At 65.2% G+C, this 19,239-nt stretch carries 17 protein-coding genes and 2 tRNA genes; 8 read left to right on the top strand and 11 right to left on the bottom strand.

The annotated features are described in order from the left end of the window. The first annotated feature begins 9 nt into the window (after positions 1–9). The 3 genes from NT151_08805 to NT151_08795 all read left to right on the top strand — a co-directional run bounded on the left by NT151_08805 (position 10) and on the right by NT151_08795 (position 2,229). The gene (locus NT151_08805) at positions 10–321 is read left to right on the top strand and encodes a PadR family transcriptional regulator (protein ID MCX6539016.1); all 312 of its coding nucleotides are present in this window, start codon (positions 10–12) and stop codon (positions 319–321) included. Further along, on the top strand, positions 303–1,406 hold the full coding sequence (locus NT151_08800) for a hypothetical protein (GenBank protein ID MCX6539015.1): 1,104 nt from the start codon (positions 303–305) through the stop codon (positions 1,404–1,406). The genes NT151_08805 and NT151_08800 overlap by 19 nt, the downstream gene beginning before the upstream one ends. 76 nt (positions 1,407–1,482) lie before the next feature. Continuing rightward, positions 1,483–2,229 (top strand): TonB family protein, encoded by a 747-nt coding sequence (locus tag NT151_08795; GenBank protein ID MCX6539014.1) that lies wholly within the window; start codon positions 1,483–1,485, stop codon positions 2,227–2,229. Positions 2,230–2,289: 60 nt separating this feature from the next. On the opposite strand, the gene NT151_08790 is transcribed toward NT151_08795, so the two are convergent. The 3 genes from NT151_08790 to NT151_08780 all read right to left on the bottom strand — a co-directional run bounded on the left by NT151_08790 (position 2,290) and on the right by NT151_08780 (position 5,333). Continuing rightward, a complete protein-coding gene (locus tag NT151_08790; protein MCX6539013.1) occupies positions 2,290–4,422 on the bottom strand; it encodes a redoxin domain-containing protein in 2,133 nt (710 codons plus the stop codon). A gap of 298 nt (positions 4,423–4,720) precedes the next feature. Further along, positions 4,721–4,818 (bottom strand) — tRNA-Sec (locus NT151_08785). Between the two features lie 308 nt (positions 4,819–5,126). Continuing rightward, entirely contained in the window at positions 5,127–5,333 is a 207-nt protein-coding gene (locus NT151_08780) for a cold shock domain-containing protein (protein ID MCX6539012.1), read from the bottom strand. Positions 5,334–5,623: 290 nt separating this feature from the next. Here NT151_08780 and NT151_08775 point away from each other — a divergent pair, with 290 nt between their 5' ends. Continuing rightward, on the top strand, positions 5,624–6,226 hold the full coding sequence (locus tag NT151_08775; GenBank protein MCX6539011.1) for a nucleotidyltransferase family protein: 603 nt from the start codon (positions 5,624–5,626) through the stop codon (positions 6,224–6,226). Here the strand turns inward: NT151_08775 and hflC are convergent. From hflC to NT151_08750, 5 genes are all read right to left on the bottom strand, one after another. Continuing rightward, a complete protein-coding gene (gene hflC / locus NT151_08770) occupies positions 6,201–7,130 on the bottom strand; it encodes a protease modulator HflC (GenBank protein ID MCX6539010.1) in 930 nt (309 codons plus the stop codon). The genes NT151_08775 and hflC overlap by 26 nt on opposite strands. After that, positions 7,127–8,080 carry an FtsH protease activity modulator HflK gene (gene hflK / locus NT151_08765; GenBank protein ID MCX6539009.1) on the bottom strand — a complete coding sequence of 318 codons (954 nt, stop codon included), beginning with the start codon at positions 8,078–8,080 and terminating at the stop codon, positions 7,127–7,129. The genes hflC and hflK overlap by 4 nt, the downstream gene beginning before the upstream one ends. A gap of 193 nt (positions 8,081–8,273) precedes the next feature. Further along, positions 8,274–8,349 (bottom strand) — tRNA-Ala (locus NT151_08760). A gap of 89 nt (positions 8,350–8,438) precedes the next feature. Further along, positions 8,439–9,593 (bottom strand): asparaginase, encoded by a 1,155-nt coding sequence (locus NT151_08755; protein ID MCX6539008.1) that lies wholly within the window; start codon positions 9,591–9,593, stop codon positions 8,439–8,441. 8 nt (positions 9,594–9,601) lie between these two features. Further along, complete coding sequence (locus NT151_08750; GenBank protein ID MCX6539007.1) at positions 9,602–9,826, bottom strand: hypothetical protein; 225 nt, start codon at positions 9,824–9,826, stop codon at positions 9,602–9,604. A 445-nt stretch (positions 9,827–10,271) separates the two neighbouring features. On the opposite strand from NT151_08750, the gene NT151_08745 reads away from it, so the two are divergent. From NT151_08745 to NT151_08735, 3 genes are read left to right on the top strand one after another with little or no spacing between them, the layout of a single operon-like run. After that, positions 10,272–11,627, top strand: a complete 1,356-nt coding sequence (locus NT151_08745) for a hypothetical protein (GenBank protein MCX6539006.1) — start codon at positions 10,272–10,274, stop codon at positions 11,625–11,627. Continuing rightward, positions 11,624–14,602 (top strand): PD-(D/E)XK nuclease family protein, encoded by a 2,979-nt coding sequence (locus NT151_08740; GenBank protein MCX6539005.1) that lies wholly within the window; start codon positions 11,624–11,626, stop codon positions 14,600–14,602. Before NT151_08745 ends, NT151_08740 begins: the two co-directional genes overlap by 4 nt. Positions 14,603–14,645: 43 nt before the next feature. Beyond that, a complete protein-coding gene (locus NT151_08735; GenBank protein MCX6539004.1) occupies positions 14,646–18,017 on the top strand; it encodes a UvrD-helicase domain-containing protein in 3,372 nt (1,123 codons plus the stop codon). Between the two features lie 51 nt (positions 18,018–18,068). Here NT151_08735 and NT151_08730 read toward each other — a convergent pair whose 3' ends face one another. Then, positions 18,069–18,239: a hypothetical protein gene (locus tag NT151_08730; GenBank protein MCX6539003.1), complete on the bottom strand. Its 171-nt coding sequence runs from the start codon at positions 18,237–18,239 to the stop codon at positions 18,069–18,071. Positions 18,240–18,391: 152 nt separating this feature from the next. On the opposite strand from NT151_08730, the gene NT151_08725 reads away from it, so the two are divergent. Then, positions 18,392–18,628: a hypothetical protein gene (locus tag NT151_08725; protein ID MCX6539002.1), complete on the top strand. Its 237-nt coding sequence runs from the start codon at positions 18,392–18,394 to the stop codon at positions 18,626–18,628. A gap of 122 nt (positions 18,629–18,750) precedes the next feature. Here NT151_08725 and NT151_08720 read toward each other — a convergent pair whose 3' ends face one another. Together NT151_08720 and NT151_08715 are read right to left on the bottom strand one after the other, a co-directional pair. Further along, the gene (locus NT151_08720; protein MCX6539001.1) at positions 18,751–18,876 is read right to left on the bottom strand and encodes a hypothetical protein; all 126 of its coding nucleotides are present in this window, start codon (positions 18,874–18,876) and stop codon (positions 18,751–18,753) included. A 66-nt stretch (positions 18,877–18,942) separates the two neighbouring features. After that, positions 18,943–19,083, bottom strand: a complete 141-nt coding sequence (locus tag NT151_08715) for a hypothetical protein (GenBank protein MCX6539000.1) — start codon at positions 19,081–19,083, stop codon at positions 18,943–18,945. Positions 19,084–19,239: the final 156 nt, after the last annotated feature.

The following is a 19,239-nucleotide window of genomic DNA, read 5'->3' as shown; positions in this document are numbered from 1 at the left end:
ATAACAATCATGCGCAGCATGCCACAGATTCCCACCCTGCCAGGCAAGGAACGGCTCGTTCTGGAGTTGCTGGTATCGGGCGGCCCGATGTTCGGTCTTCAGCTCGTCGAATCCTCCGCCCACCGCCTCAAACGAGGCACGGTCTACGTCACCTTGGGGCGGATGGAGCAGAAGGGCTACGTCGAATCCGAACAGGAACCCCGCGCTGCGGGAGCTATTGGATTGCCTCGCCGCATGTATCGCGCAACGGGGCTCGGCGAACGAGCCCTTCGAGCTTGGACCGTTCTCGCCAAGGAGTTGTCATGGGCGACCGAGCGATGAGCGGCGAGCCGTTGCCCGATCGTGCCGCGGGGAGCGGACTCTACAAGTTGTCCAGGGCGATCTGCGGCCGCGAGCTGTTCGAGTCGGCCGTAACGCCGACGCTCGCCGATCTGCAGTACGAAGTGGAGTCGGCCGGCCCGGATCGGACACGCCGATGGATCGCGTACCTGAGGGGCTGCGCTGGATTGTCTCGCGTGCTGATCAACCAAGTGATGACCGGGAGGATGCTCATGCGTCGATGGGCTGCTGTGCTGATACTGGGGGCGATTGGTGCAGCGCTGCTGGTTGCTGCCTCCTCCCTGAAGGGCGATCTCATGGCCCGCATTGGGCAGATTGAAGTCGCCCCGTTCTTCCTGATGGCCATCGCGACACCAGTGGTGTTACGCAAGCTGGGGCTTGGTGCGGGCTTCCGACAGATGTTCATGAACTGCGTCAGCGTCGGGGTGATGATGGGCGGAGCCTTCATCATCGGGTCGCTGTATTTCGTGGGCCCTCAACTGCCGCCATGGTACCTGCTCGCGAGTCGGTTCGCGATTCTCATGGGATTCGTCTTGTTCGGAAGTGCTCTTGCGGCGACCATAGGTACCGACCGGAGAGGTGAGGGTCAATCCCGCTTCCGACTCGCCATGCGAGGTTTGGTCTGGAGTGCCGGAGCATTTGGGATGGCCTACATCGTTCTGCAGTCCTTCGGCCTCATCTTCACTGCGCGTCCGCTCACCTTTACGATCGGAATCCAGGTGGCAGTCGCCATCCTCACCTGGGCCGCGCTGTTGAGCTTCTTCTTCTCGGCAGTTGTCGCGGCCGTGTACTGCCCGCTCGTCCTGGCATCTCGGCGCCTTTCGGCGGGGCGTCTATGGCCGACCGTGATTGGTGCGTTGCTCTTTCCGATTCCGTGGGAAATCTACGCGCTCGTGAAGGCGGACCCGCATCTGCACCTGCTGTCCATGATGGGAAACCCGTGGATCGCACTCGCCAAACTCTTCCTCCCGCTCGTCATCGGGGGTGCGGTCTTCGGCTGGACACTGGCCAACCGCGAGGAACGTCCTGCCGATCGGAAGCCGCTGCAGAGTGCCACGACGGCGTAGCCTCTGGCGACCAGGCGCGGGCCACACGCGTCTAAAGCGCTAGATGCGATTCTCCTCCGAGACCCGGGCGCCTCGTATGGGAGGCTCTCTCGCGGGTTCGCTCGCCATCCATACCGTTGTCGTCGGCGCATTCCTCTGGATCGCCCTGGCGCCGGGACCGCTGGTTGACGTCCGGCACGCGCCGGCGGTCACTGGTGTCGTCTGGCTGCAGCAGCCGGGGCCTGGCGGGGGCGGCGGAGGCGGTGGGAATCGCTCCATCGAACCGCCGCGCAAGGAGAAGCTGGCCGTACCGAAGCAGAACATGCCCGACGTTCAGCCGGTCAAGCTCCCTGAGGATGCGCTGCCGGCACCCGACTACCTCGTTCCCGTCAAGTCCCAACTCGACGAGTCGCTGGTTGGTCTGAACGACGTCGGCGCATCCCGTGGCTCCGGGATCGGCGACGGCATGGGGAAGGGCAAGGGCACCGGCATCGGTGACGGTGATGGCCCGGGCATCGGCGATGGCACCGATGGCGGAACAGGGGACGGACCACGCAGGCCTGGCGCTGGAATCGAGGACCCGGTATTGAAGAAAGAAGTCAAGCCTGAGTACACGGCTGAGGCGATGCGCGCAAAGATCCAAGGTACCGCGAAGCTCGACTGCGTCGTCAGGGCGGACGGTACAGTTGGGCAGTGCCGCGTCGTCCGCTCGCTTGATTCGATCTTTGGTCTCGATCAGAAGGCCATCAACGCCGCCCGCCAGTGGCGATTCTTGCCCGCCAGGCAGTCCGGCAAACCGGTGGCCATGTGGGTGACTATCGAACTCCAGTTCACGTTGCGCTGAGCAGGCGTCACGCGCTGCGCTGAAGAAGCATCACGCTGCGCTGGCGCGGTCGGGAGCCTTTCACGAAGGCGGCCGGGCCGCTCGGATGGCATCAATGCGCCAGCTGAACTCCTCGAGCAACTGTTCGCTCCAGCCGATCTTCTCGAAGACTCTCCGCCCCTGCTGGTCGAGGAACCACGTCGTCGGGAACGTGTTCAGTGGCACCTTGTCCACGTAGCCGTCATCGATCAGAACGGGGAAGGTGTACTTCTTCTGTGCCACCCACGGCGGTACGTCGTCCGGGTTCCTGTCGTTGTTGATCGTCAGAATCACGACGCCCGTGTCGCCTGCGTACTTGGCGAACAACTTCTGATAGTCAGGCAGTTCCCTGACGCACCAGCCGCACCAGATGCCCCAGAAGTTGATGACGACCATCTTGCCTTTGAGGCTGTCGAGCGAGACGGGCTGGCCGTCAAGCGTCTTCAGGTTGAAAGGGAGGACGGCCGCCGGCGCGGACACACGCTCGGCGAGCACGCGTTCCTTCCGCTTCGCGCGATCGGCGTCCTTGAGTCCTGAGAGGTATTCGTCGAACCCCCCGAGGCTGCCGCGCCGTTTCTCATACAGGGATCGGAGAGACGCCTCACAGGGATTGGTGCCAACAGCCTGCACCCCGAGCCCCTTGACGAAGTAGTCTTCCGCCTTTGTCTCGTCTTTTGTCGCCAAGTAGTAGCGGCCCAGATGATCCAGGTTCGACCGGCTCCGGGGATCGAGCTCGAACGCCGCGAGCAACTCCTTCTCGGCGTCCGCCGTGCGGCCTTCGGCGAGCAGGACCCAGCCGAGCGCGTCGTGGCCCATCGCGGTGAACCAGTTGACGGCGCGCTCATATTCCACTGGGGTCTCGTACGACGATCGCTGGCTGTCGATCTTCTTCTTCAAGACTCCAATGCTCTCGCGGGCGATGCGTTCGGCGTCGGCGAGATGCACCTTGCGATCGGCGAGAGCGAGAGCCGTGCCCACCCACGTGACACGCGGGTTGATCGTTTCGTATTTCAACGCGCCCTCGGCCGCCCGGTACAGTTCGTCGCCCGAAGACGACTTGTCGGCTGACAGAACTCCAAAGTAATTCCGATACGCCTCGCCCAGTAGACCCTCCAGGTGATGCTGCGGGCGGGCTACGAAGTCCCGCAGGATCCGGCGATACTCTGGCGACTGCGCGGACTCCATCGTGCTGCCCAGGTCTCTCCAACGGTACGCGGTGACCCATTCGGATTCGACGCTGGCAGGGAAATCCTTGAGGATCTTCTCCTCCGTTTCCTGCTGTCTGTCGGTCCATTTCATGTCGCGCGAGATCATCGCGACGGCATATAGCGCCGCCGGGCGGTCTCCCTGCGCCTTCAGGAACGCGTCGACGTCCGTTTTGACCTCTTGTTGTTTTCTATCAGCGCCGAACTCGCGACTTCCGTTTATCGCTCGCCAGAGCGCCTGATGCACGTCGGTGGAGTTCGGGGACAGTTCGACCGCCTTCTTCAGCAGCGGATAGGCTTCGTCGCTGCGTCGAAGGCCGCTCAGGTAGGATCCCGGCAGATACCACGCGCCTAGGTTCGTCGGGTCAACTTGCCGCGCTTCCTCGAAGGAGGCAAGGGCGGCTTTCAGTTTTGCCTCGTCGCGCGCGGCGCCAGAAGATTGCATGTACAGCGCATAGCCCTTCGTCACGAGAATCTCGGCGGGATTCCTGACGCGGGCTCGCTGGCCGTCCACGAACGCGATCGCCTCGTCGCGCCGTTTCTCGTCGTTGGCGAGTGTCTGTGCGCGTATCCAGATGACGTCCGCGTTGCCGGGCAACAGCGTCAACGCCTTCTCGCCCGCGGCCACCGCGTCGGCCGGGCGCTCGCGCTGGTAGTTGAGCGCACCAGCCAGGGCGAACCAGGACCAGGCGTACTGCGCCTTCTTCGTCGTCATCTCCTCGGCGAGGGCGACGGCCCGCTTCTCGTCCCCGCCGCGGACCACGTTCAGGACGAACCATGCCTTCAGTTCGGCGGCGTTCGGAGACTTCGCGACGAGCTTCTCGCCTTCGATCACCGCGGTCGCGAAATCGCGCTGGAAGAAGAGAAACCGAAGGCGCGCGGCCCCGGTGGCGGCGGACGGCTGTGCAGCGAGGGTTGCGGTCATGGACAGAACAACGAGCACGTGCAGCCCGAGTCGCGCTGGTCTCATGATGTGATCCTCCATGAGACATTTAGACACTGGCGACGATTCCAGGGTTGGGCATCACCGTGCAATTTAGTGACACGAGCATGACTTCGCGAGGGCGGGGCAGCGGCCGTGATGTCGCCGGCGGGTGCGGTCCCTGCTTAAGACTGACTCTCCTCTTCGAGGAATCCAACGCGACAGGCTGCCCTTGGACTTGTTTGCTGGCGCTGGATCGCTCAGGGCATTCTCCATGGCCGCGGCGAGCCCCGGCCCGCCATGAGCGAACCCGCGGGCGTCGTTAGTGCACCGCGGGTGAGTCGAATGGCGGAAGCGCCTGGGAGTCGAACCCAGCCCCCCCGCGTGTAGCGGGGAGCGACCGATTTTGAAGACCGGGAGGGCCACCGGGCCCCGTTCGCTTCCGTTGAGAAACTATACCCTGAGCTCGCTTGTTGTGGGACAGCGGACGGCCGAGGGCCGCGCCAATGAATCAGCGACCCTGCGTGAGACCATGGGGAACGCGACTGGGTTGAGAGGCAGGAACGGGCGTACGGATCACGAGCGCCCACCTGAACCCGGGCGGATGATGAGTCGGCAGATTCGACGCGCTGGAGGGTCGTGAGTGAGTCCCGCGCAGGGGGGCGCCAGCAGCAGCTATCACGACACGCGACGAGGACGAGCGACGAGGCCGGCCCCGACCAAACGCCGGAGTCGGACGGCCGGAATGATCCCTATCCCTCGATCAGACGAACGTCGCCCGCCCGCGGTCCCTTCTGCGACTCCTCAACCACGAATTCCACGCGCTGGCCCTCGCGCAACAGCTCGAAAACCGCGCCCCTCACGGAGCTCCGGTGGAAGAAGTGCTCGAGGCCGGCCTCATCGCGGATAAAACCGAAACCCTTGTCGATGAGGAGGCGTGCGATTGTCCCGGTTTGCATTTCCTGATCCTCCGAACAGATGTTCCCCAGGATCGTCCTGGGGCTCCCACACGTACGACCTGACCGCCGAACATTCGCCGTAGAGACGAAGGCCTGGCGGGCCAATCGGGTCGGGAATTGCCGCCAGTGTAGGGGCATCGCTACTGGAAGTCAAGCCGTTAGCGACATTTACGGGTGTCTCCCGGGATTGGGGCGCACGACGCCTGCCCGGGTCTCGCGCGGCCGGCCTGAGGATGTAATGTCACTGTGGCGTGGCACACAGGGGAGTCGAAGTGTAGGATAGTCACGCAATGGTCATTGGCATGATTCTCGCGGCCGGGGCCTCGACACGGATGGGACGTCCCAAGGCACTCCTTCCGATTGGGGCTGACACATTTGTCGTTCGCCTGGCGCGCGCGTTCATCGCCGCTGGAATCGACGATCTCGTCGTTGTCACTGGTCCTGAGCGGGACGCCGTTGATGCGACTCTCGTCGACGCCAGGATACCGGCGCGAGTCGTCGAGAATCCCGGGCGCGACGACGGCCAACTCTCATCGCTTCACGTGGGACTCGCGCTGGCCGACAAGCCAGGCGTCGAGGCAGTGGTCGTGGGCCTCGTGGACGTGCCTCTGGTTGCGGCAGGCACGATTGCCGCTGTTCTCGAGGCCTACCGCCGCACACACTCGCCGATTATTCGTCCGGCGAGCCATGGCCGCCATGGGCACCCGGTGCTGTTCGCGCGCGCGGTGTTTGACGAACTGCGGCACGCGGACCCGGCCCTCGGGGCGAAGGCCGTGGTCCGCGCGCACGATCAGGATCTCGTGAACGTGCCTGTCGATGACGACGGCGCGTGTGCCGACATCGACACGCCCGCCGACTACGCTCGCCTTATCGGCTCTGCTTCAGGTACTTGAAGAACTCTCCCTCGGTCGACAGGATCAGCGTCGTGTCCTGCCCGAACGTCCTCCTGTACGTCTCCATCGTCTTGAGGAACTGGTAAAGCTCCGGGTCGCGACTGTACGCCTCGGCATAGATGCGCGTGGATTCGCCGTCCGCCTTGCCCATGATCTCCTGGGCCTTGCGGTACGCCTCCGACTGGATGCCCTTCAGCTCGCGTTCCTTCTGGCCGCGGATCTCGGCCGCCTTGCCCTGGCCTTCCGAACGTGATCGTTCGGCGACGCGCCGCCGCTCGGAGATCATCCGCTCGAAGACCTTCTGCTGGACGTCCTGCACATAGTTGACGCGCTTGATCTGGACGTCCACCAGTTCGATGCCGAACTCGGCCACGATGGGACGCGACTTCTCGAGGATGGCCTGCGTAATCTTCGTGCGTCCCGTGGTAATGGGCCTGCTCGCCTCGGCCGTACCCATGTCGGCGATTTCCTCGATTTCGGCGAACTTGCGATCGGTGGTGCGCACGACCTCGATGAGATCGTTGCTGGCGACAACGTTGCGCGTGTCGCCGTCCACGATGTCGTCGAGGCGCGACTGCGCGGCGCGCTCGTCCCTGACGCGCTGATAGAAGAGGATGGGGTCCTTGACGCGCCAGCGCGTGTAGGTTTCCACCGACAGGAATTTCTTGTCCTTCGTGACGATCTGCGTGGGATCGCCGCTCCACTCGAGCCAGCGTTTGTCGAACCTGATCACCTGCTGGATGAAGGGCATCTTCATGTGCAGGCCGGGATCGGTGTGCGCCTGTCCGACCAGTTCGCCGAACTGCGTGATGATGGCCTGCTCGGTCTCGCTGACCGTATAGAGCGCGCTCCAGAACGTCAGCAAGGCGAGCACGATGACGACGGCGATGATTGGGGTCTTCACTGCTTGCCCTCCTGCTTGATCGTGTCGAGGTTCAGGAGCGGGAGCAGCCCCTTCATATTCGCGTCAACGATGAGCTTGCGTCCCGTTTTCGGCAGGACATCGTTCAGGGTCTCGAGGTACAGCCGCCGGCGGGTGACCTCGGGCGCCTTGCGATACTCGTCATAGATATTGACGAAGCGCGACACGTCGCCGCGCGCGTTGTTGACGCGTTCGAGGGCGTACCCCTCGGCCGTGCGGATAGCCCGCTCGGCCTCGCCGCGCGCGTTAGGCACGGTCTGGTTGTAGTCGGCCCAGGCCTCATTGATGCTGCGTTCCTTTTCCTGAATCGCCTGGTTGACCTCGTTGAACGCCGGCTTCACCTTGTCCGGAGGGTTCACGTCCTGCAACACGATCTGGAGGATTTCGAGGCCCGTTTCGTAGCGGTCGCAGAGCAGCTGCAACTGCGTCTTGGCCTCGAGCTGGACCAGTTCGCGTCCGACCGTCAGCACCTCGTTAACGCTATGGTCGCCGACCACAGCCCGCATGACCGCCTCGTTCATGTCGCGAAACGTCGTCTCCTCGTACCGGTTCGTCGAGTCGAGTTTGCGGACCTTGAAGAGGTACTTGTCGGGTTCTTTCACCTTGTACTGGACGATCCACTCGACGACCGCCACGTTGAGATCGCCGGTCAACATCTGCGACTCACCGCTGGTTTCGTCGGTGGCCTCCTCAAACGTTGATCGCACGCCCGCGACCTTCGTCCGGAACCCGAACTCCGCCTTAAGCTGGCGCTGCACAGGCACCTTGGTCACCGTGTCGATCAACGGGATCTTCAAGTGGGGCCCGGGTTCGGTCTTTCCTATGAACCGGCCGAAGCGCTGCACGACGCCCACTTCGTCCGGGCTGATCTGGTAGTAGGTGGAGAAGAGCCCGATCACGACGAGCAGGATGATTCCGATCCTGCCGACCATGCCGCCCCGCCCCTTGAGCGAGAACGACGGCAGGCTGCCGACGTCAATCACCGCGCCTGCTCGTTTCTGCCAATCAGAGACATCCATACGGCCTTGTCTTTCTGCGGCGCATCAGACCCGCCGCGTTGACGTGAATGAGTCCTACGGCTCGCGCGAGAGCACCTGACCCGGGTTGAATCACGGAAGAAAGAGGTGGTGGACCAGACGGGGATCGAACCCGTGACCTCGTGAATGCCATTCACGCGCGCTCCCATCTGCGCTACTGGCCCACATACGATGGAACAGACATTCTAGCGCAAACCAGCGACCAGGAGCCAGTCGCCAACGCGCCAGGAAAACGCGGTGTGGAACCACGTTTTCAGTATTCCAGGAACATCCGCTGGATCTCGGCCGGGTCGCTGGTCTTCGTCAGCGCGAGCATCAACAGGATCCGGGCCTTGATCGGCTGCAGGTCCTCGCCGCCCACGAAGGCCCGACGCCGGCGCGGAGCCTGAGCCGGGCCCGTCGCCTGTGAGCCAGCACCCGTGGCGGATCCGCTCGCTCGAACGGTCGCAGGCGCCGCGGGCGTCGCGCCGATGACGGCAGCCGGAGGCGCCCCCATCGACCGCCCTCCCGAGATCCTGCCGCTGCCGGCGCGCGTGGTCGTGACCACGACCGCGCCCTTGTCTGCCGCGTACGAGAGGGCGTCCGACTGCGTGCCGCTGGTGGCACCGGCACCGGCCGCCGCGATCACGATTCCTTTCGCGCCAAAGTCGACAGCGGCCTTGATCAGATCGCCGGGCGCGTCCTGGTACACCATCACGACATCCACGCGAGGCAGCGCGGTGATCGTCGAGACGTCGAATTCGCTGCGGGACGTGTGTCGCTTGACGGTGCCGCGGTAGAAGACGACGCGGTCCGCGTCGACCACACCCAGCACGCCCACGGTGCGGCTCTGAAACGTTTGCAGCCTCAGCGCATCTGTCTTCGTCACCTCGCGCGCCGAATTGATCTCATCGTTCAGCACGACGAGCACACCCTTGCCTCGTGCATCCGGAGAGGCCGCCACGCGAAACGCCTCGAGCAGGTTCGCCGCGCCCTCGTAGCCAACCGTGCTGGGATTGCGCATCGACCCGACAACCACGACCGGCCGCTCGTCGCGCACGGTCAGGTGCAGGAAGTAGGCGAGTTCCTCCAGCGTGTCAGTGCCGGATGTCACGACAAGGCCGGCCAGATCAGGCTGCGTGGCGAACAGGTCATTCAGCCGCCGCGACAAGGCGAGCCACTGGTCAAGCGTGATCTCGGAGCTCGCGACATTGGAGAATTGCTCGAACTCGGGCCGCGCGAACCGCTGCACGTCGGGAATCATCGCGACCAGCTCGTTGGCCGTCAGCCGGCCGCCCATGCGATTCGAGATCGTGCCGCCGGTGGCCACCATCTTCACGCGCGGCAGCTCGGCCGCCGCCGCGGCGGTGGTACCGACGATTAACAGGCCAAGGCAGACAACGACCAGTCGTGATCGCAGAAGCGTCATGGGTGAACCTATTTGGCGGGGTCGGTCGAGACGTGGTGCGCGAGCGAGAGCCACTGGACCAGCCGCGTCGCGGCATCGTCGGGCGTCGCTCCATAGAAGGGCATCAGCGCCGACGCCATCCCTGGCCGCCGCGCAATCTGAGCGCGCCAGCGATCCGCATGGATCGGGGACGCTTCGATCACATAGAGGTGTCCGCCGATTTCCTTTTCGAACCGATGAATGACCGTCGCCATGGATGATTACCGCCGCCGAACATTACCGTTGTGGAAGCTCATGCATTCTATGCGTTTCACTCACGCAATCAAGCGAAGATCTGCACGAAGGTCGCATCCACAGGTGAGAGCCGTGCGCGCCGCCATGTTCTTCCGCGTGGTTTCTTTTCGATTGTCCGGTCGTCCACAGGCTTTCCCGTCAACATCCACAGCTTTTCCACAGGGCCGTTTTCCGGCGGTGGGCGACGTCTCGCTTGACGCTCTCCGGACCCCGCACTACGCTTGCCAAGTGCCCCGAATCCGAAGTACGGCAACGATAGTCCGGAGCGCGGCGCCCGGATCGCAGGGCAACCCGCCTCCGCTTCGGCTTCGGCGTGGCCAGGCCAAAGCCCGCCTACACGGGCGGGCGACGACGGCCGGTGGCGGGGTGTGCCGGCGTGCCCATCGCCTCTCTGAATGGCTGGCGATGGGAATGTTGTTGGTGTCGGTCGCCGGCGCCGCCGCACAGCCCAACTTCGAGCCCGCGCTGTATCGCATCTTCCTGAAGACCGGCCTGCCGCTGGTCAGCTGGGGCGAGTTCGCGCGCGTTGGTGACCGCGTGGCCTTCACGCTGCCTCTGGGCGATCCGAACCGCCCGGACATGCTGCAGATGGTCAGCCTGCCATCCGATGTCATCGATTGGGAGCGTACCAATCTCTACGCCGACACCGTGCGGTACCGCCGGTACGCACAGACGCGCGGCGAATCCGACTACAAGGCGTTGACTGACCAGATGGCACGCGCGCTGACGTCCATCGCGTTCTCGAGCGACTCGGTGGCGCGGCTGGCCGTGGCCGAACAAGCCCGGCGGCGCCTCGTGGAATGGCCGGCGCAACATTTCGGCTACCGCGCCGCGGACGTCCGCGACCTGGCATCCGCCGTCGAGGAGACCATTGCCGGCATTCGCGCCGACGCCGGGGAGCGTCATTTTTCGATCGATCTCGTGGCATCGTTGGAGCCGCCATCCGGGCCGCTGATGGATGCTCCGACCACCAGGGAATCGATCGAGCTGGCGGCCGAGGTGGCCCGATCCACCGATGTGCCGGCTGACCGGATGTCCCTGCAGGCGGCAATTCTGGCGACCCTCAGTCGCAACCAGCCCTCCATGGGCGCCGCCTGGGTGAAGGTGACGCGGCGCCGGCTGAACGACGATGCGAAAGTGGCGGCGCGAACCGACCGTCAGTACGCCGACCTCGTGTCACGCGCCACCGGGGATGCTGACCGACGCGTGGCGCGGGCCGATGTCAAGGGTGTCGAGCGCGTGCTAGCCGATGTCCACCAGAAGGACGAGCAGTTTGGGCGCCGGCGCCAGGCGGAAATCAGGACGCTGGTGGCCGCACTCGAATCACAACTTGACACGGCCCGGCAGAGGCGGCTCGATCTGGATCGATGGAAGTATCGCCATGAGACGTATCGTGCGTACCGGCGCGGTATCGAGCGCAGCCTGAAGCGTCTGGACGATGTCACCAAGGCCGCCGAAGCCATCCGTTCGATGTCTGGCCCGGATCTTCGCGATCTGACGGCCGCCGAACGCCATCTGGTTGAGGCCAGAGCTATCGCGGCGCTCCTGTCGCCGCCTGATGAACTCCACGCCTCACATGATGCGCTGGTCAGTGCCGTGCAGTTGATGCAGGCCGCCGTGGGCACTCGCCGTACGGCGATACAGACGTCAGACCTGGAGGCTGCCCGCAACGCGTCGGCAGCCGCGGCCGGCGCGTTGCTGCTGGTGGCACGGGCCCGCGACGAAATCAACGCGTTTTTCGCTCCCCCGAAGTTCCGGTGATCACACCCCGGACGACCCGGCTGATTCGGGCACGCGATCTTCGCGAATTTCGTGAGCGCCTGCTGGAACTGGCCATCGCGGGCGACCTCGCAGCTATCCGGAGCCGCGCGGTGATCGTGCCGACGCGGACCGCTGCGGAGCAACTGCGGCGGCTGTTCGAAGATCGCGCGCTCGCGTCAGGCCGCCGCGCGATCGTGCTGCCGCACCTGGTGACGCGCGACGAGTGGCAGACGCTGCTGCGCGACGGGTTGGCCGGTGGCCAGACCTGCCTGTCGTCTCACGAACGTGAAGTATTGCTCGGCGCAGCCGCGCGCGAGGCGATCGCGGATGGTGTGAAACCGCCCTTCACCATCCGCCCCGGCATCGTGGCGGAGATGCTGGCCTTCTACGACGCCCTGCGCCGGCACCTGCGTTCAATTGTCGACTTCGAGCGGCTCACCGGCGAACGGTTCGCGCGCGAGGTTGACACCGATCGGGGAGCGGTTCGCCTGCTCGCGCAGACCCGGTTCATGGCGGCGGCGTTCCGGGGATACGAGGCGCGGCTGACCGCCACGGGCGGCCTCGACGAACATCGGATACGCGAGCGCCTGATCGAGGAGCCCGTCGCCCGTTTCACACACGTCGTGGTGGCCGTGGCCGACAGGGCCGGAGATGCCAACGGTCTGTGGCTCGCGGATTTCGATCTGCTGGCCCGGGCTACGGGTCTGGCTCGCATCGACATCGTCGCCACCGCATCGACGCTCAACGCGGGATTGCTCGTTCGCATTCGCGATCTGTTGCCTCGAATAGACGAGGAAGTCAGGCCCGACGTGCCCGCCGGCATGTCTCCCGTGCTGGTGGCGCCGGCCGGCCCGGACGCTCCGCTCTACGGCGTGCATCGCGATCGCGAAGAAGAACTGGGCGCTGTCGCCAGACGCGTCAAGCGCGATGCTCGCGACGGTTCCTCGCCAAGTGGGGCAGTAAGACTTGGGCGAACCGGCATCGTGTTCAAGCGCCCGCTGCCGTACGTGTACCTGGCCAGCCAGGTGTTGCCATCTGCCGGTGTGCCGTACGAGGCATTTGATGCCCTGCCGCTGGCGTCGGAGCCGTATGCCGCCGCGCTCGACCTCATCTTCGAATGTGTCGACGGGAACTTCGCTCGTGCCGCGCTGGTGGCGCTGCTCACGTCTCCGGTCTTCGCATTCGACGCGGATGGCCGGCGCCTCTCGACGGCCGACATCGTCGCCTTCGATCGCGCGTTGAGTGATGCGCGGTTTCTCGGCGATGCCGCGGAATTGCGGAGACTCGCCGACGTCTGGTCCGCTGCGTCTGCGGGGACCACCGGGTCCGGCAGATCGAGGCGATTCTCCTCGCCGCTGCCGGCATACTTGGCGGCCGTCCGAATCGCCGACGAGTTGGCGCCGCTCACCCGAACCGATCACCCCTCGACGCACCTCGAGACGGTGCTCGTGTTTCTCACCGCCCACGAACGGATATCGAGAGCCGACGACACGACACGCGAACGACTCCTCCGCGCGCGCGCGGCCATTCACGCGTCGATCCGCAGCTTGCGCGACGCGCACCGTCGGCATGACGACGAGCCGCGGGTGTTGGCTGAGACCGCGGCTGCCATCCGGCGGTGGATCGGTCAGCAGACGTTCGCCCCGCACCGGGGGCGATCTGGTGTGCAGTTGCTGGATGCCGATGCCGTGCGCTTCGGCGATTTCGAGACGCTGTACCTGGTGGGTCTGACGCAGCGTGAATGGCCCGGTTCCGAACGCCGGAGCATCTTCTATCCGGCAGCACTGCTGTCCCAGCTTGGCTGGCCCGCCGAGCCCGACGCGCGGGCGGCCGAGCGCGCGGCCTTCGGCGATCTGCTGCGCGCGCCGTCGCGCCAGGTGGTGGTCTCGACCTTCACGCTCGAAGACGATGCCATTGTCGAGCCGTCACCGTTTCTCGAGGATCTGTCAGAGAGCGGCCTGGCCGTCTCGCGCGACGACACGCCGCGTCATACCAGGATCTTCGAGGAGGAAGCGCTGCGTCTCGACCCGATACGCGCTGATGTGCTTCGCGAGTCGGCGTCAGACTGGCTGTCGATCCGGCGTGACCGCACGGCGGCGTCGCTGGCGCAATTCCACGGACAGTCATTCAATCCCCGGGTGGATGCCTACAAGGTCAGCGCGCTTGATCAGTATCTGGCCTGCCCGTTTGTCTTCTTCGCGACACAGGTGCTTCGCCTCGAAGAGGACCCTGACGATGAAGAATCGCTGGGACCCCGGGCACAGGGCAAGCTGGTTCACGACGTGCTTCAGCGCTTCTACGAGGTGTGGCAGCAGGACGGAGGCGGGGCGATTACCCAGGACAACCTGGACCAGGCGGGCAACCGATTCGCGCAGATCGCCGAGGAACGCCTGGCAATGCTCTCCGAATCCGATGCCGCACTCCAGCGTGTGCGCCTGATGGGCTCGGCCGTCGCGTCGGGCTTCGGCGAGATTGTCTTCCGGATTGAAGCTGAACGCCCCATGCCGGTCGTGGAGCGGTTGATGGAGTTCTCCCTCAACGGCGAGACGCGCCTGAGATCGGGAGACACCGAACGCTGCGTGCGGCTCAAGGCCACCGCTGATCGCATTGACCTGCTGGCCGACGGGACGTTCCGGCTGTTGGACTACAAGCTATCGCGCGCGCCGGAGAAGAACCAGGTCGTTCAACTCCCGGCCTACGCGGCAAGCGCGCGTCAGCGGCTCGAGGGGTACCGTGGACGCTCCTGGCGTCCGGCCGATGCGGCCTACATTGCGTTCGGCAAGACGCACTACGCACCGCTCGCAAAGAACGCCGGCGAACTCGACGCCGTGCTCGCCGAAGGCGAAGCGCGGCTGCTGGACGTGGTCGACCGCATTGAGCGCGGCGAGTTTCCGCCATCGCCGCACTCGCGTTACCAGTGCGTGCACTGCCCGTTTTCGTCCGTGTGCCGGAAGGATTACGTCGGTGACGAGTAACGTGCCACCCTCGTCTCGTACAGCAGGTGAGTCGCCCGGGGCGGTGCCTCTTCACGACGCGGATGCCCGCGCCGCCGCCGTCGACCCGCGTCATAACGTCGTGCTCGAGGCATCGGCCGGCACCGGAAAGACTCGCGTGCTGGTGGGACGCTACGTCAACCTCATCAGACAGGGCGTTGATCCGGCCAACATCCTGGCCATCACCTTCACCCGCAAGGCCGCGGCCGAGATGCGCGAGCGCATCGTTGATGACCTGCGCCGTGCATCGACCCAGTCGCCCGAGGACGCGGCGCGTTGGCGGACCCTGCGCGATCGACTCAACGAAATTGCCATCTGCACGATCGACGCGTTCTGCCTGTTGCTGCTGCGCGAATTCCCTCTCGAAGCCGATCTTGATCCGGACTTCCAGGTCGCCGACGAAACCGAGATGGTGCGCCTCGTGGAGGAGTCACTCGACGGCACGTTGAGAATCGCCCGGAGCCGGGCGCGCACCCATGAAGACGTCGCCTTGCTCTTCGCCCAACTGGGCGAGGCCCGGCTGCGGGAGGGGCTCGCGGCGCTGCTGGGACGGCGCCAGGTCGCAGCCCTCGTGCTGCGCCGCGTGCTCGCGGCGGGGCCGCGCGACATGACCGGGCCCCTGGCGTGTGCCCGTGGAGCGCAGCGGCTGACCGACGTGCTGCGCGCGGTGCCGGGCGGTCTCGAGGCGTTTCTGAACGAAGGGCCCGTCGGGCATCCCAGGTTCAGGATGCTCGCGGCCGCCATCCGTGCGATGGTGCGAGCGGAGCATCCCGACCCGGCGTCGCTGCGGAGCCTGATCGATCAACTGCGGTCGCATTTCCTGACCAAGGGTGGCGATCCCCGCAAGCGCCTGCCCTCTGAGTACGATGAGACGTGTTTCTCGAGCAAGACGGCGCGAACGACGCACCAGCAGCGTCTCGCCGCGATAGCCGTTGGCATCGATGACGCCATGCGCGCGCTTCGACGCGATCTCAACGTCGTGTTGTCCCGGGCGGTGTGGCAGGTGTTCCAGATTGCCGCGGACCGTCACCGCCGGACACTCGAATCGCACGGCGTGCTCGACTTCGGCGAATTGCTCGCACGCGCCGGCGAACTCCTGTCGCAGATGGACGAGTTCGCCCGCAGCCGCTTCCTGCTGGAGGCGCGCTACCACCACGTGCTGGTCGATGAGTTCCAGGACACGTCGCGCGCCCAGTGGGAGCTGGTCCTGCAGTTGGTGCGCGCCTGGGGCGAAGGACTGGGTCTGGCTGACGATGCACCGCTCCGGCCGTCCATCTTCATCGTCGGCGATCGTAAGCAGTCGATCTTCGGGTTCCGCGACGCCGAAGTCGCCGTGCTGGACGAAGCCGCGGAGGCGATCGGCGCTCTCAGGGTGGGCGAGGATCCGCTGCGAAGCATCCGGCAGAGTTTCCGCTCGGCGCCGCCCCTGTTGGCGTTTGCCAATGACGTTTTCCAGGAGGTCGTGAAAGCGCCGGAGCGGTCCGACGCATTCCGGTACGACGACCGCGACCAGTTTCCGCTCGACGATGACGCAGGCGATGAGAAGGCCGAGCCTGTCCTGGGCGTCATCGCGGATGACGAGGCACGGACGTGCGCGGCCGCCGTGGCCGCCGAGATCAGCGATTTGGTCGAACGCGCGACGGTTCGTGATCGCCAGACTGGCCTACGCCGGCCGATGCGGCCCGGCGATGTGGCCATCCTGTTCCGGTCGCGATCGAGCCACCGGGAATTCGAGCGGGCGCTGGAATCACGCCGTATCCCCTCGTACGTGTACAAGGGTCTCGGGTTCTTTGACGCCGATGAGGTCAAGGACATCGTCGCGCTTGTGAGATACGTGGCCGATCCGGCGTCAGATCTGCGGGCCGCCGCGCTCCTCCGATCGCGGTTCGTGCGGCTGTCCGACCCGGGGCTCCAGCGCCTTGCGCCGGGATTGGCCACGGCTCTTTCCGACGGGCGCCCACCCGAAGGGATTGGCGATCTCGACGCGGAAGATCAGCGGGTACTGGGTGCGATCCGGGCGAGTGTGCCCGAATGGCTCGCCCTGGCCGACCGGATACCGCCGGCCGAACTGGTGGACTGGATTCTCAACCGTACGGCGTATGCCTTCGAGATCCGCGGCGCGCGCGCGGAGCAGGCGCGGGAGAACGTCAAGAAGATGCGGGCGCTCATTCGCCGCATCCAGAACCGGGGGTACCTGACGCTCGGGAGGCTGGCCGCCGATCTTGACCAGTTGTCGGCGGGCGACGAATCAAATGCGGTGGTGGATGCCCTCGACGCCGTGAGCCTGATGACGGTGCACTCGGCCAAGGGCCTCGAGTTTCCGGTGGTGTTCGTCGTCAATCTCGCGCGTGGGGCGGGCGGCCCTCCCGATCCGATCCGGATTGCGCCCAATGCGCCCGACGACGAAGCGGTGGCCGTGGGCGACTTCCAGGCGGAGTTCGATGAAGATGTCGGCGATCGCGACAGCGAGGAACTCAAGCGCCTGCTGTACGTGGCGATCACGCGCGCCCGCGACCGGCTGTACCTGTCGTCGGCCACGAAGAAGGGCGTCCTGACACCGGGACGGGGCAGTCTGGCCAGTGTGCTGCCCAAGACGCTGCGCGACGCCGTGGCGCGTGCGGCGCAACCAGATGCGAGTGGCGCCGACATCGAGTGGCAGGCCGCGTCCGGCCGCGTACACCGATTCCGCCGGTCGGTAGCGGCACCATCCCCGGCGATGTCGGGGACGGGCGGCGATGCTCGGACGGCCGATGCCGCAGACGGGACAACAGGGAACTCCACACACGACCAGCTGTTCGCGAGCCCCAGCGTGGCGCGTTCAGACGACGACTTCGGAGTGCTCGCCGATCCCGGTGCGGTGGTACGCGCCGCCGTCACCGATGTCGTGGCTCCGCAGGCGGCACTCGAGTACAAAGGCCGCGCCTCCGGGCGTCGCGATCGCGTCGCAGCCGGTCGTCTCGTGCACCGGTTGTTCCAGTTTGGCGTAAACGATTCTGACCCTGATGTGGTCAAGGCGCGGGCCAGGACGCTGCTCGATGAGGACGAACGCCACGATGCGGAGGATCCGGATGGACTGGTCGAGCAGGCCGTCTCCGTGTACCGACGCATGCGGAGCCGGTCGGACATCGCCGCGATCCTCGGCGGCGCGACCTGCTTCTATGAAGTGCCGGTGTCATTGAGAATGGATGGCGCGCCAGCGCGGATCGTGCGCGGCGTCATCGACTGTCTGGCATGCGCCCCGAGCGGCGAGGTCGTCGTCATCGACTTCAAGACCGGCGTCCCTCGCGAGACTGACCGCCGCCAGCTCGACGTCTATGTCGAGGCGGCGCGCGGGCTGTTTCCCGACGCACCCGTCCGTGGCGTGCTGGTCTACCCGTCACTGGAGACGGTTTCATAACCTGCGTACCGCGGCTTGCCAAGGCCGCGAGAACGGGTTACGAAACCGGTTCTACTTCACCCGGCCGTTCGCCCAGTCGTCGGCGCGCTGCTCGGCTTCTTGCTTCGTCCGGCCGACCAGCAGGATTGATCCATCGGGCTTTCCGTCCGGCGTCCTGACGACCCAGGCCACCCAATGACCGCCACGCAGTTCAGACCGGATTTCGTACGTCGTTGTGCTCATGTCGCGCTTACTCCACGCCGCCCGTGCACCACTGGCCAGCCGGCGGATGCCAGCATGACGAATATACCTCACGGCCGCCCGCCGAAGATCTTGATTGCCTCCATCGCCTGCCATTCCATACAATCAGTAGCAGGCGCGTGTCGGATTCGCGCGTGAAGGAGTTGACAATGGCTGTAGCGTGCCCGAGTTGCGGCAACGCGAAGAATTTTCTTGTGAAGACCCTGCAGATGCACGTGGTCCAGCTGGAAGGCTCTGACGTGAACGTGGCCGAAGAAAACCGCCCGGCCGTATTCGAAGTGCTGTGCGACGAATGCGAATCGGCGTTGGAATTTGACCAGTTCGATAACGAGACCCGTCGGGAGATCCTGCTGCGGCTGGGCGCTCGCTGACCAGTGCGGCGCCGATCCAATCTGATTCCAGGCTCTACCACACGCTGGTCCATCTCCGGACTGATCCGTTCGCCGGTCGGATCTTCGGGGCAGGTCAGGCGCTCGCCAACCCGTCTGCCACACTACTCGTCGTCGTCAAACTCCTCTTCGTAGGAGCATTCCGGGCCCTCCCATTCCTTGACGACGAGCGTGACCGTCTGGCTCGCTCCCGGGATGCGCTCGATCCGTTCGCGCGTCCTGAGGCGCATGACCTCACGGCAGAGCGGGCATTCCTTGGTGCGGACCTGTTGCGTGGGTGTCGGGCATCGGGCAGCCTACCTGCGCACGACCAGTTGCACGGGGATTCGGGCCGGACTGTTCGACACGCCTTCCATCATCACCGTCACCGTGGCCATGTAGGATCCGGTGGCCAGTCCCTGCGTGACCACCAGAAAAGTCAGCAGGACAGATTGCATGGCTGATGGCAGAATACTAACGAGGCCATGCCTCAGACCTTCGAGCATGTCTGGAGCGGAGGGTCTCGTCGCACGGTCTGAGGCAGGCCTCGTTAGAGAATTAGGGGAGCTCCCAGGCACCGGGAGGGGTTGATTCCTCCGCCGAAGTATTAGACC

It is taken from the genome of Acidobacteriota bacterium (assembly GCA_026393675.1).
Classification (GTDB): domain Bacteria; phylum Acidobacteriota; class Vicinamibacteria; order Vicinamibacterales; family JAKQTR01; genus JBAXOX01.
Note: the sequence above shows the minus strand (reverse complement) of the source record. Positions and strands in the feature narration are given on the sequence as shown.

Coding starts and splice junctions, on each gene's coding strand:
- NT151_08805 (MCX6539016.1), top strand. CDS start 10: ATGCGCAGCATGCCACAGATTCCCACCCTGCCAGGCAAGGAACGGCTC.
- NT151_08800 (MCX6539015.1), top strand. CDS start 303: ATGGGCGACCGAGCGATGAGCGGCGAGCCGTTGCCCGATCGTGCCGCG.
- NT151_08795 (MCX6539014.1), top strand. CDS start 1,483: ATGGGAGGCTCTCTCGCGGGTTCGCTCGCCATCCATACCGTTGTCGTC.
- NT151_08790 (MCX6539013.1), bottom strand. CDS start 4,422: ATGAGACCAGCGCGACTCGGGCTGCACGTGCTCGTTGTTCTGTCCATG.
- NT151_08780 (MCX6539012.1), bottom strand. CDS start 5,333: ATGCAAACCGGGACAATCGCACGCCTCCTCATCGACAAGGGTTTCGGT.
- NT151_08775 (MCX6539011.1), top strand. CDS start 5,624: ATGGTCATTGGCATGATTCTCGCGGCCGGGGCCTCGACACGGATGGGA.
- hflK (MCX6539009.1), bottom strand. CDS start 8,080: ATGGTCGGCAGGATCGGAATCATCCTGCTCGTCGTGATCGGGCTCTTC.
- NT151_08755 (MCX6539008.1), bottom strand. CDS start 9,593: ATGACGCTTCTGCGATCACGACTGGTCGTTGTCTGCCTTGGCCTGTTA.
- NT151_08750 (MCX6539007.1), bottom strand. CDS start 9,826: ATGGCGACGGTCATTCATCGGTTCGAAAAGGAAATCGGCGGACACCTC.
- NT151_08745 (MCX6539006.1), top strand. CDS start 10,272: ATGGGAATGTTGTTGGTGTCGGTCGCCGGCGCCGCCGCACAGCCCAAC.
- NT151_08730 (MCX6539003.1), bottom strand. CDS start 18,239: ATGAGCACAACGACGTACGAAATCCGGTCTGAACTGCGTGGCGGTCAT.
- NT151_08720 (MCX6539001.1), bottom strand. CDS start 18,876: ATGCGCCTCAGGACGCGCGAACGGATCGAGCGCATCCCGGGAGCGAGC.
- NT151_08715 (MCX6539000.1), bottom strand. CDS start 19,083: ATGCAATCTGTCCTGCTGACTTTTCTGGTGGTCACGCAGGGACTGGCC.